This window comes from Hydrogenophaga sp. NFH-34, from assembly GCF_021401345.1.
In the GTDB taxonomy this organism is placed as follows: domain Bacteria; phylum Pseudomonadota; class Gammaproteobacteria; order Burkholderiales; family Burkholderiaceae_C; genus Hydrogenophaga; species Hydrogenophaga electricum.
This window is the reverse complement of the sequence record NZ_JACBGE010000034.1, coordinates 31,572-43,962: the sequence shown is the minus strand read 5'-3', so window position 1 is coordinate 43,962 and position 12,391 is coordinate 31,572. Positions and strand designations below refer to the sequence as shown.

The following is a 12,391-nucleotide window of genomic DNA, read 5'->3' as shown; positions in this document are numbered from 1 at the left end:
CTCTCGTTGGCGCGGTAGGTGCTTTCGGTCCAGGAGCCGGAGTCGGCGTAGTCGTAGAACATGCGCGGCACGCGTTTCCGGGCCAGGCGGCGCAGGTCTTCGATGTTCGTCATCACGGGCACGGGGGGCTCTCCCGCTGGTGGCCGGGCACCGGGTGGCACGCGCTCATTGCGCGGAAATCTTCTGTTCGCGGATGACCTTGCCCCATTCGGCCGATTCGCGCCCCAGGTCGGTGGCCAGGGCCGCGGCCGGCATGTAGGCCGGCACGGCACCCTGCTGGGCCGCGACCTGCGCGATGTCGGGGGCGGCCATGACTTTGCGCAGCGATTCGCTCAGCCGCTCGACGATGGGCGCGGGCGTGCCGGTCGGGGCCAGCACGTACAGCCGTGGCACGGCGGAGAAGCCCGGCACCGCGTCGGACAGCGCGGGAATGTCTTCGCCGCCGGACAGCCTGACCGGGTTCATCACCGCCAGGGCCCGCAGCCGGCCGGCCCGTGCCTGGGCGATGGCCGAGGCCGCGCTGACCACGCCGATGGGCACCTGGCCGCTCATCACGTCGGGCACGATCTGCGAGGCGCCGCGGTACGGGATGTGCAGCACGAAGGAGCCCGTGCGGCCCTTGAGCATTTCGAAACCGAGGTGGTGCACGGTGCCCACGCCGGAGGTGGCGTACGAATAGCGGCCCGGGTTCTTTTTCAGGGTGGCGACAAATTCGGCCGGCGTCCGGGCCGGAAAGTCGTTGTGGGTGACGATGATCAGCGGCAGCGTGAACAGGCTGGCCACCGGGGTGAAGGCCTTGAGCGGATCGAAGCTCATGCGCGACTGCAGGTGCTGCGCGATGAACAACGAGCTGTCGCCGAGCATCAGCGTGTAGCCATCCGGCGCGGCGCGCGCGACGGTGTCGCCCGCGATCAGGCCGGCAGCCCCGGTGCGGTTTTCCACGATCACCTGCTGGCCCAGCAGCTCCGACAGGCGCGGCGCGACCAGGCGTGCCATGGCGTCGACGCCGCCGCCGGCCGAGTAGCCGACGACCAGCCGCACGGGGCGGCTGGGCCAGTCCTGTGACCAGGCCAGGGGCGTGGTGGCGCTGCCCACGGTGGCCAGCAAGGCGGTGATCAGGGCGTGGCGGCGGTCCGCCGAGAAGGGGGGCTGGGGGTGGTGCATGCTTGTCTCCGGTGTTTGTTGTCGTGATCGTGGCAGGGGCGGCGGCAGGTCAGGCTTTGCCTGCCCCTCGTGACCCTGGTCGTCGTGCCAGTTCGGCGAGCCGCCCGGGGTCGGGTCGGAAACCCAGCCCGGGTTGCTCACTCAGGTGGAGCGTGCCTGCCACGGGTTTGGGCAGGTTGTCGAACACCAGTTCGCAGCACTGCACGGCCACCGAGTGGTATTCCACGAGCGAGCCGTTGGCCAGCCCCGCGTGCAGGTGCATGTTGTGGTGGGGCCAGGCGCCGCCGTTGGCAAAACGGGTGTTGAAGGCGGCGGCCATGCCGGCGATGCGGGTGCATTGGGTGAACCCGCCGCTGATGCAGGCGTTGGGCTGCACCACGTCGACCGCCTGGGCCACCAGCATGTCGCGGAACCGGGTGGCCAGGCCCTCGTTCTGCCCGGCGGCCAGGGGGATATCGGTTTTGCCGCGCAGCTTCACCAGGTTGGGGATGTCGTTGTGCGACACCGGTTCTTCGAAGAAGCTGATGCCATAGGGCTCGACCTGGCGGGCCAGGCTCAGCGCGTGGAAATAGTCCAGGCTGCAGTTGGCGTCGATGTAGAGCTGCACGTCGGGCCCGACCGCCTCGCGCACGGCGCGGATGCGCTGCACGTCCTCCGCGATCACCGCGTCGAGCGGCCGGGGCTCGTCGCGCCGCTGCAGCGCGTGGTGGCCGACGGTCATTTTCAGGCGCGTGAAGCCGCGGCCCACCCAGTCGAGCGCGGCCGCCGCGAGCTCGTCGCGGTCGAAAAAGGCAAAGCCGAAAGTCGCGTACACCGGGACTTCGGCGCGCGCGCCGCCGAGCAGGCGCCAGCAGGGCTGGCCCAACGCCTGGCCCTTGAGGTCCCACAGCGCCAGATCGATGGCGGCGATGGCGTGGCTCGCATAGCCCGACTGCCCGCGGGGCGTGAGCAGCCAGTAGAGGCGCTCCCAGATCTGCTCGTGGCGCAACGGGTCCAGCCCCACCAGGTGGTGGGCGGCGATGTCGTTGACGATGCTGCCGATGACCTCCTCTTCGGTGATGGCGGTCATGCCGGTGCCGACCAGACCGGTGTCGGTTTCGACCGAGACGAGGCAGACGGACAGGCTGGTGGTCTTGGTCCGGCCGGTGGCATTCACTTCCACAGGCAGGTGCAACGGCGTGGCCCAGACGCGGGCAATCTTCATGGGGTCTCCTGCGCCGCGTGGGGGCGGCGGGTGGTTGGGAAGGGGGACGGCGCAGTGTAGGAAGCCCCTGGCGGACGGGGCAATGACCTCTGCCAAAGGCCGCTTTCGCCAAACGCGAAAGCCGGCCGGTCAGCGCGTGAGGGCCTGCAGCAGCGTGGCGGCGGCGGGCGACAGCGGCACGCCGGCGCGGGTGGCCAGGCTGTGCTGGCGCTGGGCCCAGGCATCGGCCAGCGGGATGGCCGTCACGGGCAGGTGCGCCAGTTGTGGGGCAATCGCTTCCAGCGGCAGCACGCCGACGCCCAGACCGGCCGCGACCATGCGGCAGACGGCGTCAAACCCCCGCATGCGCATGCGCACGTTCAGCGGACGACCGACTTCGGCGGCCGAGGCCATCAGCCGGTTGGACAGTGCGGTGCCGCCGCTGAGCGTGATGAACGGCTCGTCCAGCGCGTCGGCCAGGCGCAGGCGGCGACGCTGCGCGAGCGGGTGCGTGGCCGGAGCCAGCAGCACCAGGGTGTCGTGGAAGAACGGGGTGAACGCCAGGCCCGCCGGGGGCACCGGCAGGTCGACCACACCGAAATCGGCGCGCCCTTCGAGCAGCGCCAGCGGGATCTCGGGGCTGCCGCGTTCCTCGATGTCGATGCGGATCAGCGGGTGTTCGGTCATGAAGCGCTGCAGGCGCTGGGGCAGCACTTCCAGCAGCGCCGAGGTGTTGGCCAGCACACGCACCTGGCCTTGCAGCCCCTGGCTGTAGCCCTGGAGGTGCTGGGCCAGCCGGTCGGCGTCGGTCAACAGGGCGCGTGCGCGCTGCACCAGCATCTGCCCGGCGGGGGTGAGCTGCACCCCCCGCGAGGAGCGTTCGAAGATGCGGAACCCGAGCGACTCTTCGAGTGCGGTGATGCGCGAACTGGCGGCGGCCACCGCGAGCTGCAGGCGCTCGCTGGCGGCACTGATCGAGCCGTGGTCGGCCGCTGCGACCACCACGCGCAAGGTGCCGAGATCGATGGACTCCTGCATGCGGAGGGCGCCGCCTGCCGGTGCAGGTGTCAGCCCAGCCGGGTCCGGTGGCGGGCGATCTGCGCCGTCACCTGGGCCGGTGCGGTGCCGCCCAGCGTGTTGCGGGCGTTGAGGCTGCCGCGCAGGCTGAGTACGTCGAACACGTCTTTGCCGATGTCCGGGTGGAAGCCCTGCAGCACGGTCAGGGGCAGCTCGGACAGGTCGCAGTTGTGCGACGTGGCCGCCTTGACGGCGTGGGCCACGGTCTCGTGCGCGTCGCGGAAGGGCAGGCCCTTCTTGACCAGGTAGTCGGCCAGATCGGTGGCGGTGGCGTAACCCTTGTTGGCCGCCGCTTCCATGGCGGCCGCATTGACCGTGATGCCGCCTTCTTTGGCGCCGGTGGCGGGGTTGAGCTGGCCGCCCACCATCTCGGCAAAGATGCGCAGCGTGTCCTTGAGCGTGTCGACGGTATCGAACAGCGGCTCCTTGTCTTCCTGGTTGTCCTTGTTGTAGGCCAGGGGCTGGCCCTTCATCAGGGTGATCAGGCCCATCAGGTGGCCGACCACGCGGCCGGTCTTGCCGCGCGCCAGTTCGGGCACGTCGGGGTTCTTCTTCTGCGGCATGATGGAACTGCCGGTGGTGAAGCGGTCGGCGATCTTCACGAAGCCGAAGTTCTGGCTCATCCACAGGATCAGCTCTTCAGAGAAGCGGCTGACGTGCACCATGCACAGGCTGGCGGCGGCGGTGAACTCGATCGCGAAGTCGCGGTCGCTCACACCGTCCAGGCTGTTCTGGCACACCACGGGGGACCCGTTCTCGTCCACCATGCCCAGGGTCTTCGCCACGCGCTCGCGGTCCAGCGGGTAGGTGGTGCCGGCCAGCGCGGCACTGCCCAGCGGCAGGCGGTTGGTGCGGCGGCGCACGTCGGCCATGCGCTCGGCGTCGCGGCTGAACATTTCCACATAGGCCAGCAGGTGGTGCGCGAAGCTCACCGGCTGCGCCACCTGCAGGTGGGTGAAGCCGGGCAGGATGACCTCGACGTTCTGTTCGGCCACATCGACCAGCGCGATCTGCAGTTCCTTGAGCAGGTCGCTGATGAGGTCGATTTCGTCGCGCAGCCACAGGCGCACGTCGGTGGCGACCTGGTCGTTGCGGCTGCGGCCGGTGTGCAGGCGCTTGCCGGCGTCGCCCACCAGTTGGGTCAGGCGCGCCTCGATGTTCAGATGCACGTCTTCGAGGTCGAGCTTCCATTCGAAGCTGCCGGCCTCGATCTCGCTGCGGATCTGCGCCATGCCGCGTTGAATGTCGGCCAGGTCACCGGCGCCGATGATGCCCTGCGCCGCCAGCATCTCGGCGTGGGCGAGACTGCCGGTGATGTCGGCCAGCCACAGGCGTTTGTCGAAGAACACGCTGGCGGTGTAGCGCTTGACCAGCTCGCTCATGGGCTCCGAGAATAGGGCGGACCAGGCTTCGGCTTTTTTGTCGAGTTGGTTGGAGGTCATGGCAAGGCCCGGCGCGGTGCACCGGTCGGGTAGGCTGTGTCAGGAAAAGGGAGTCGGGGTCGCGGGTGCGGCGCCAGGCCCACGCTCAGAAGGACCCATGAAGGATTCCCGGATTTTATCGACCTTCCAGGAACTGCCGCCGACGGCCACGCGCCGTGCGCGGGCGGGTACCGCCAGCCGGGAGGCGGCCGCTTCCCGCGCGCTGGTGTTCAACACCTGCCAGGTGGGGGTGGTGCTGCGCACGGTGCTGTTTGTGCAGGCGGTGGTGTTGGTGGCTTCGCTGTTCGAACTGCGCGGTGCGGCCGCGTGGTTCAGCGGGGTGGTGGTGCTCACGGGCGCGGTACAGCCGTCCACCGTGATCTGGCTGCTGGTGGTGTGTGCGCTCAAGCGCCCGCTGGACCGCTTGCCGCGCCGCCTGCAGTGGGCGGTCGCGATCACGCTGGGTGCGCTGGCCGGCCTGTACGGCTGCGCCATGCTCTACTGGACGGGCATGCTCAGTCCGGCGCCATGGCTGGGCAGCGCCGCGGCCGGGGCGCTGGTATCGGCCGTGCTGGTGGCGTCGCTGATGTGGCGTGAGCGGGCACGCATGCCGGCCGGTGCCACGGCGCGGCTGGCCGAGCTGCAGGCCCGCATCCGCCCACACTTTCTGTTCAATTCGCTCAACAGCGCCATCGCGCTGGTGCGGGAAGAGCCGGCCAAGGCCGAGCGCCTGCTCGAAGACCTCAGCGAGCTGTTCCGCCATGCGCTGGTGGATGCGGGCGAAAACCGCCGCCTGGACGAAGAGCTGGAACTGGCGCGGCATTACCTGGCAATCGAACAGGTGCGGTTCGGTGACCGCCTGCAGGTGGAGTGGCAGATCGACGAGACCGCCAGCGGCGCCCGGTTGCCGCCGCTGATCCTGCAGCCGCTGGTGGAGAACGCGGTCAAGCACGGGGTCGAACCCAGTCCCACGGGCGCCGTGGTGCGCATCCGCACCGAACGCCGCGCCGGTGTCGTGGTGATCAAGGTGACCAACACCGTGCCCGCCGGCAGCGGCGCACGCGGCAACGGCCTGGCGCTGGACAATGTGCGGCAGCGTCTGCAATTGCTGCACGATCTGGAGGGACGCTTCCAGAGCGGCATGGTGGACGGTGTGTTTCAGGTTCGCCTCGAAATCCCGGTATAAACGGGAACCAACGGCATTCGCGACGGAGCACCCATGACACTGAAGGTACTGATCGTGGACGACGAACCGCTGGCGCGGTCCCGCCTGCGCACCCTGCTGGGTGATTGCACCGATCCGCGTGCGGAGGTCGTCGCGGAAGCGGGCAACGCCGTGCAGGCGATGGAGCAGTTGCAGCGGCAGCCGGCCGACCTGGTGCTGCTCGACGTGCACATGCCGGGCATGGACGGCATCGCGCTGGGTGCCCATCTGCGGCGCGTGTCGCCGGCGCCTGCGGTCGTGTTCGTGACCGCCCATGCCGAACACGCGGTGGAAGCCTTCGATCTGGAGGCGGCCGATTACCTGACCAAGCCGGTGCGGCTGGAGCGCCTGCAGCAGGCGTTGCAGAAGGTGCTGCGCGCGCGCTCGGTCGTGGAAGTGCCGGCAGCGGCGGTGTCGGCGCAGGATTGCCTGGTGATCCAGGAGCGTGGCCGCAGCGAGCGGGTGCCCCTGGACGATGTGCTCTACCTCAAGGCCGAGCTCAAATACATCACGGTGCGCACTGCGGACAAAGAGCACATCTACGACGGCGCACTGAGCGACCTGGAGCAGCGCTACGGCCACCTCTTCGTGCGCGTGCACCGCAATGCGCTGGTTGCGCGCCGGTGCGTGCGTGCGGTCGAGAAGGTCAACGACCCGACCGAGGGCGAAGGCTGGGCGGTGCGTCTCGATGGTGTGGACGAGCGCCTGTCGATCTCCCGCCGTCAACTGGCGGCGGTGCGCGAAGCCCTGCTGGGCTGAGTCGTTCAGCCTTCGGCCGCCTCGATCAGAAAGCGCACGCGGCGCTGGCCCTGCCATTCGTCCGCGTCGAGCCGGTAGGCGATCTTCACGCGCTCCGGCAGCGGTTCGGTGTGGCCGAACCAGATGCCGTCCACCGCGTCGCCCTGGTGCTTGAGCTTGACCGACAGGTGCTTTTCGCCCACCAGCCGCTGGCTGAGCACCTGCACCTCTTCGCAGAACACGGGCGGCGCAAAACCCTGGCCCCACACCTCCTGGTGCAGGGTGTCCACCAGGTCGGGGCGGCGGTACTGTTTGTCCAGCGCACCATCGGCTTCGAGCCGGCGCTGCAGCGTGGCCGCGTCCAGCCATTCGTGCGCGACCTGGGCAAAGGCTTGCTCGAAGGTGTCGATGTGCTCTTCGCTGATGGTGCAGCCGGCGGCCATGGCGTGGCCGCCGAACTTCAGCAGCACGCCCGGGTGGCGTTTGGCCATGAGGTCCAGCGCGTCGCGCAGGTGGAAGCCGGGAATGGAGCGGCCTGAACCCTTGAGTTCGTGCTCCTTGCCTTCGGCGCCGCTGGCGGCGAACACGAAGGTGGGCCGGTGCAGTTTGTCCTTCAGGCGCGAGGCCACGATGCCGACCACCCCTTCGTGGAAGTCGGGGTCGAACACGGTGATGGCCGGCGGCGGCTCCTCCGATTCGTCGAACAGTTCTTCCACGATCATCAGCGCCTGTTCGCGCATCTCGCCCTCGATGGCCTTGCGGTCGCGGTTGATGCCGTCGAGCGTGCGCGCCAGTTCGTCGGCGCGGCCGGGATCGTCGGTGATCAGGCACTCGATGCCCAGTGTCATGTCGGCCAGGCGGCCTGCGGCGTTCAGGCGCGGGCCCAGCGCGAAGCCGAAGTCGAAGCTGCTGGCCTTGGCCGGCTGGCGGGCGGCCACGGCGAACAGCGCGGCCATGCCGGGGGGCATGGCGCCCGCGCGGATGCGGCGCAGGCCTTGCGCGACCAGGCGGCGGTTGTTGGCGTCGAGCTTCACCACGTCGGCTACGGTGCCGAGCGCGACCAGGGGCAGCAGGGTGTCGATCTTGGGCTGCAGAACACGCGCCCCCACGCTTCCTGCTTCGCGTGGTTCGCTGCCCCCCGAAGGGGCGGCCTCGCCTTGGGACGGCCCGGCGGCGGGGCGGGCATCGAACACCCCGCGCTCGCGCAGTTCCGCGCGCAGCGCCAGCAGCACGTAGAACATCACGCCCACGCCGGCGATGGACTTGCTCTCGAAGCCGCAGCCGGGCTGGTTGGGGTTGACGATGGTGCAGCCCGTGGGCAGGGTGATGGCGCCGTCAACCACGGCGGGCAGGTGGTGGTCGGTGATCAGCACCTGCAGGCCGAGTGCCTGCGCCGCCTGCACCCCGGCCACGCTGGCGATGCCGTTGTCCACGGTCACCAGCCAGTCGGCGCCGCGCTGCTTCACGCGCTCGGCGATGGCGGGCGTGAGGCCGTAGCCGTCGGTCACGCGGTCGGGTACGAGGTAGTCCACGCGGTCCCAGCCCAGCGGCGCACCCAGCAGGCGCAGGCCACGCACGGCGACCGCGCACGCGGTGGCACCGTCGCAGTCGTAGTCGGCCACGATGCACACGCGCTGGCCCGCCTGCAGGGCGTCGGCCAGTTGCCGGGCGGCGGTCTGCGCATGGAGCAGGGTGCCGGGCGGCAGCAGCAGGGCGAGCGCGTCGTCCAGTTGGGCCTTGTCGGTGATGCCGCGCGCGGCGAACAGGCGCGCCAGCAGCGGGTGCAGGCCGCCCTGTTCAAGCGCCCAGGCGGCGCGGGGGGGTACATCGCGGGTGATGATCTTCATGCGGTGTCGTTCAGAGCGTGTCCAGCAGGGCCAGTGAAGGCCGGGAGGCGAACAGGCGGGTCAGGCGCTGCCAGGCCGAGGCGCGCGAGGCCACCAGGGTGATGGCGCGCTGCTCGCCCGCCAGGGTGAGGCGGACCGGTGTGCCGCGGCGGGCCTCGGCCAGCAGGCGGGCCACGCTGTCGCCGTCGACCGCCTGCCAGGCGTCGACGTAGGCGCGGGCATCCAGCGCCAGGGCACTGGCCTGCAGGCGGTTTTCGACCTGCACCTGCGGTGCCGGTGGGGGCAAGGCCTCCAGCAAGCCGGCGCCCGTGACCCAGAGGGCGTTGATCAGCGGCAGGCGGCGTTGCTGGCGGTCGTCGTTCACGCGGTGGGCGTAGAACAGCATCTGCATCTCGTTTTGCAGGCGGCGCCAGCGCAGGGCCTCGGGATGGCCGCTGAAATGCAACACCGCCGGCGTGATGGGCCGGCCCGCCAGGCGGTCCAGCGACCAGGTGGTCAGCCCGCGCAGGGGTTCCCCCGTCGCCAGCCAGGCGTGGGGCATGACGTAGCGCAGCGCGATGCCGTCTTCTTCGAAGTAGGGCTGGGCCGCTTCGAACAGCGCGCGCGACTCGGCTTCCTGCAGGTCCAGCTGTTCCGGGGCCCCCAGCCGGACCTGGTCGCTGCCGACCTGCAGGTGGCAGGGGCGGATCCAGCCGCAGGGCTGGCCGGTGGTGCGGGTTTCCAGGGCGGCCCAGGGGATCTGGCCTTCGCTGGCCGGCAGGCCCAGCAGGGCGGCCAGCGCCAGTTCGTAGGGCATGGACGGGCATTCGGGGCCGGCATCCACCTGCTCGGCCACCGACATCAGGGGCAGCAGCGCGCTCAGGTGGGGCAGTTCGCGCGGCACCTGCGCCGGCCACAGGGACTGGTCGTGCTGGTCGCGGGCGGCGGCATGGGGAATGAGCAGGTGGGGGATCACGGAACCGGAGAGGTGGGCGGACGGTCAGAGCAGCATTGTCGGGGATGCCACAATCGCCCGGCTGGAACCTGCTCATGCAAACCCCTTACGAACTTCTTCTGGGCTGGCGCTATACCCGCGCCGGCCGCGCGTCCCGCCGGGACGGCTTCATTTCCTTCATCTCGCTCATTTCCATGCTCGGCATCGCGCTGGGGGTGGCGGCGCTCATCATCGTGCTGTCGGTGATGAACGGCTTCCAGAAAGAGGTGCGCGACCGCATGCTGGGGGTGCTCTCGCACATCGAGATCTTCGAACCCGGCGGCCAGGCCGTGCCGCAGCTGAATGAGGTGCTGGCCCGCGTGCGCAGCCACCCCGCGGTGGTGGGCGCGGCCCCGTTCGTGGGCGCCCAGGCGCTGATCGCCCGTGGCGAGGACATGAAGGGCGCGATGGTGCGCGGCATCGACCCGGCGCAGGAGCCCCAGGTCACCGAGCTGGCGGCCGACCTGTCGCAGACCGTGCTGCCGCGGCTGGTGCCGGGCGCATTCGGCGTCATCCTGGGTGGCGAGCTGGCGCGCAGTCTGGGGGTGGGCGTGGGCGACAGCGTGACGCTGATCGCTCCCAGCGGCCAGGTCACGCCGGCCGGCGTGGTTCCGCGCATCCGCCAGATGACGGTGGTGGGCACCTTCGATTCCGGCCACTACGAATACGACTCGGCGCTGGCCCTGCTGCACGAGCAGGACGCGGCCCGCATCTTCCGCGTGGAAGGGCCGACCGGGGTGCGCGTGAAGATCCGCAACCTGCACGAGGCGCGCGAGGTCGCGCTGGAGCTGGCTGCCAAGCTCGACCCGGGCCTGCTGGTGCGCGACTGGACGCGCCAGAACCGCACCTGGTTCGCAGCCGTGCAGCTCGAAAAACGCATGATGTTCATCATCCTCACGCTGATCGTGGCTGTGGCGGCGTTCAACCTCGTGTCCACGCTGGTGATGACCGTGACCGACAAGCGCGCCGACATCGCCATCCTGCGCACCCTGGGTGCCAGCCCGCGCAGCATCATGGGCATTTTCATGGTGCAGGGCGCGGCTGTGGGCGTGATCGGCACCGGTCTGGGCCTGCTGCTGGGCCTGGGCATCGCGTTCAACATCGACACCATCGTGCCGGCGCTCGAACACCTGCTGGGGGCCAGCTTCCTGCCCAAGGACATCTATGTCATCAGCCGCATGCCCAGCGACCCGCAGCAGGGCGACATCGTGCCCATCGCGCTGATCTCGCTGGCACTGGCCTTCGTGGCTACGCTGTACCCGAGCTGGCGCGCCAGCCGCGTGAACCCGGCCGAGGCGCTGCGGTATGAATGAGGCCCCCACGCTCCGCCGCTGGCGCGGGTCGCTGCCCCCCGGGGGGGCTGCACCTGCCTTGGGGTGGCTCGGTGCTGCTGGATCGTCTGCCTCCTCGCTCCGCCGTTTTGCCGGGCACGGGCGTTGTGTGCCCGTCATGCCCGCGAAGGCGGGCATCCAGGCGCCGGCATGCCGGCCGTCAGGTTCTGTCGCGGCTGTCGCCGGCCGCGGTCGCAGGGCGGGCGGTACCCCGCTCCGCTGAAGGAAAGCTCTGTTTCATGAATGACCTCGTTCTGCAGGCCACGGGCCTGACCAAGCGCTTTACCGAAGGCCGGCTCGATGTGACCGTGCTCGGTGGCGTGGACCTGGCCGTGCGCCGCGGTGAAACCGTGGCCATCGTTGGCGCCTCCGGCTCCGGCAAGAGCACGCTGCTGCATGTGCTGGGCGGGCTGGACGCACCGACCACCGGCTCTGTGCAGCTCCAGGGTCAGCGCCTGTCGGACTTGAACGCGGCGCAGCAGGGCGCGCTGCGCAACCAGCATCTGGGTTTCGTCTACCAGTTCCACCATCTGCTGCCGGAGTTCAGCGCGCGCGACAACGTTGCCATGCCGCTGTGGATCCGTCGCACCGACCGCGCCGAGGCGGCGCGTCAGGCCGAAGACATGCTGGCCCGTGTGGGCCTGGCCAGCCGGCTGGCGCACCGGCCGGCCGAGCTGTCGGGAGGCGAGCGCCAACGCGTGGCGATCGCGCGTGCGCTGGTCACCCGGCCGGCCTGCGTGCTGGCCGACGAGCCCACGGGCAACCTCGACCGCGGCACCGCCGACGGGGTGTTCGACCTGATGATGCAACTGGCCCGCGACCAGGGCACGGCCTTCGTGGTGGTGACCCACGACGAGAGCCTGGCCGCCCGCTGCGGCCGGGTGCTTCGCCTCAAGGCCGGTGTGCTGGCCTGACGGCCAGGAACGCCGGCAACCGGTCAGCGAACCGCCCGGGCAGGGCCGGGGGGGCTGGCGCTCCTCCACCTGGGAGGCCAGCGGGTCACTCGTCCCGGATGCCCGGCTTCACGAAGCGCAAGGGCTTGTCCAGGGCGCTGCTGTGGATCAGCAGCACATCGCCCAGCAGCTCGAAGCGCTGGGCCGCTGTCAGGGCCTTCATGTAGTGCATTTCCTGGGCGTTCACGGGCTCGGCGCAGGCCATGCGCGTCATGCCGGTCTGTTCGATCCGGAGATTGGCGCCGTCGATGCTGGCGCTGCCGAAAAAGCGGTTGCACGAGCCGTTGCCCGCGATCCGGCCCGGTTCGGGAAAGTTCAGCGTGGCCAGGGGACGGTGCAGCACGGGCTGATCGCCCAGCGCCTGCAACTGCCATTCGGAGCCCCACACCACCGATGCTGGCGGCGGGGTGGCGCAGGAGGCCGTCAGGGCGGCAGCGGCGAGCAGGGCGGGCAGCAGGTGGGTGCGGGTCTTCATGATCTTCCTCCGTGAACGGGCCTGG

At 70.1% G+C, this 12,391-nt stretch carries 11 protein-coding genes and 1 pseudogene; 4 read left to right on the top strand and 8 right to left on the bottom strand.

The features are described 5' to 3' along the window. The 5 genes and pseudogenes from L0977_RS25645 to argH all read right to left on the bottom strand — a co-directional run. A pseudogene (locus L0977_RS25645) lies at positions 1 to 122 on the bottom strand (L-lactate dehydrogenase); the annotation flags it as partial. Positions 123 to 165: 43 nt separating this feature from the next. After that, positions 166 to 1,164: a Bug family tripartite tricarboxylate transporter substrate binding protein gene (locus L0977_RS23445; protein WP_234267353.1), complete on the bottom strand. Its 999-nt coding sequence runs from the start codon at positions 1,162 to 1,164 to the stop codon at positions 166 to 168. Positions 1,165 to 1,213: 49 nt separating this feature from the next. After that, positions 1,214 to 2,368, bottom strand: a complete 1,155-nt coding sequence (locus L0977_RS23440) for a mandelate racemase/muconate lactonizing enzyme family protein (protein ID WP_234267352.1) — start codon at positions 2,366 to 2,368, stop codon at positions 1,214 to 1,216. Between the two features lie 129 nt (positions 2,369 to 2,497). Then, positions 2,498 to 3,385, bottom strand: a complete 888-nt coding sequence (locus L0977_RS23435) for a LysR substrate-binding domain-containing protein (RefSeq protein ID WP_234267351.1) — start codon at positions 3,383 to 3,385, stop codon at positions 2,498 to 2,500. Between the two features lie 29 nt (positions 3,386 to 3,414). Next, positions 3,415 to 4,866, bottom strand: a complete 1,452-nt coding sequence (gene argH, locus L0977_RS23430; protein ID WP_234267350.1) for an argininosuccinate lyase — start codon at positions 4,864 to 4,866, stop codon at positions 3,415 to 3,417. Positions 4,867 to 4,963: 97 nt separating this feature from the next. Here argH and L0977_RS23425 point away from each other — a divergent pair, with 97 nt between their 5' ends. Further along, positions 4,964 to 6,031, top strand: a complete 1,068-nt coding sequence (locus L0977_RS23425; protein ID WP_234267349.1) for a sensor histidine kinase — start codon at positions 4,964 to 4,966, stop codon at positions 6,029 to 6,031. Positions 6,032 to 6,064: 33 nt separating this feature from the next. Next, complete coding sequence (locus L0977_RS23420) at positions 6,065 to 6,808, top strand: LytR/AlgR family response regulator transcription factor (RefSeq protein WP_234267348.1); 744 nt, start codon at positions 6,065 to 6,067, stop codon at positions 6,806 to 6,808. Between the two features lie 5 nt (positions 6,809 to 6,813). Here L0977_RS23420 and recJ read toward each other — a convergent pair whose 3' ends face one another. Continuing rightward, on the bottom strand, positions 6,814 to 8,634 hold the full coding sequence (recJ, locus tag L0977_RS23415) for a single-stranded-DNA-specific exonuclease RecJ (RefSeq protein WP_234267347.1): 1,821 nt from the start codon (positions 8,632 to 8,634) through the stop codon (positions 6,814 to 6,816). Positions 8,635 to 8,644: 10 nt separating this feature from the next. Next, positions 8,645 to 9,589, bottom strand: a complete 945-nt coding sequence (locus L0977_RS23410; protein WP_234267346.1) for a hypothetical protein — start codon at positions 9,587 to 9,589, stop codon at positions 8,645 to 8,647. A 74-nt stretch (positions 9,590 to 9,663) separates the two neighbouring features. Here L0977_RS23410 and L0977_RS23405 point away from each other — a divergent pair, with 74 nt between their 5' ends. After that, positions 9,664 to 10,920, top strand: coding sequence for a lipoprotein-releasing ABC transporter permease subunit (locus tag L0977_RS23405; RefSeq protein ID WP_234267345.1), 1,257 nt, complete (start codon positions 9,664 to 9,666; stop codon positions 10,918 to 10,920). Between the two features lie 257 nt (positions 10,921 to 11,177). Then, a complete protein-coding gene (gene lolD, locus L0977_RS23400) occupies positions 11,178 to 11,852 on the top strand; it encodes a lipoprotein-releasing ABC transporter ATP-binding protein LolD (protein ID WP_234267344.1) in 675 nt (224 codons plus the stop codon). A gap of 85 nt (positions 11,853 to 11,937) precedes the next feature. On the opposite strand, the gene L0977_RS23395 is transcribed toward lolD, so the two are convergent. Then, a complete protein-coding gene (locus L0977_RS23395; protein ID WP_234267343.1) occupies positions 11,938 to 12,366 on the bottom strand; it encodes an META domain-containing protein in 429 nt (142 codons plus the stop codon). Positions 12,367 to 12,391 lie beyond the last annotated feature (25 nt).

Coding starts and splice junctions, on each gene's coding strand:
- L0977_RS23440 (WP_234267352.1), bottom strand. CDS start 2,368: ATGAAGATTGCCCGCGTCTGGGCCACGCCGTTGCACCTGCCTGTGGAA.
- L0977_RS23435 (WP_234267351.1), bottom strand. CDS start 3,385: ATGCAGGAGTCCATCGATCTCGGCACCTTGCGCGTGGTGGTCGCAGCG.
- argH (WP_234267350.1), bottom strand. CDS start 4,866: ATGACCTCCAACCAACTCGACAAAAAAGCCGAAGCCTGGTCCGCCCTA.
- recJ (WP_234267347.1), bottom strand. CDS start 8,634: ATGAAGATCATCACCCGCGATGTACCCCCCCGCGCCGCCTGGGCGCTT.
- L0977_RS23420 (WP_234267348.1), top strand. CDS start 6,065: ATGACACTGAAGGTACTGATCGTGGACGACGAACCGCTGGCGCGGTCC.
- L0977_RS23445 (WP_234267353.1), bottom strand. CDS start 1,164: ATGCACCACCCCCAGCCCCCCTTCTCGGCGGACCGCCGCCACGCCCTG.
- L0977_RS23395 (WP_234267343.1), bottom strand. CDS start 12,366: ATGAAGACCCGCACCCACCTGCTGCCCGCCCTGCTCGCCGCTGCCGCC.
- L0977_RS23405 (WP_234267345.1), top strand. CDS start 9,664: ATGCAAACCCCTTACGAACTTCTTCTGGGCTGGCGCTATACCCGCGCC.
- lolD (WP_234267344.1), top strand. CDS start 11,178: ATGAATGACCTCGTTCTGCAGGCCACGGGCCTGACCAAGCGCTTTACC.
- L0977_RS23425 (WP_234267349.1), top strand. CDS start 4,964: ATGAAGGATTCCCGGATTTTATCGACCTTCCAGGAACTGCCGCCGACG.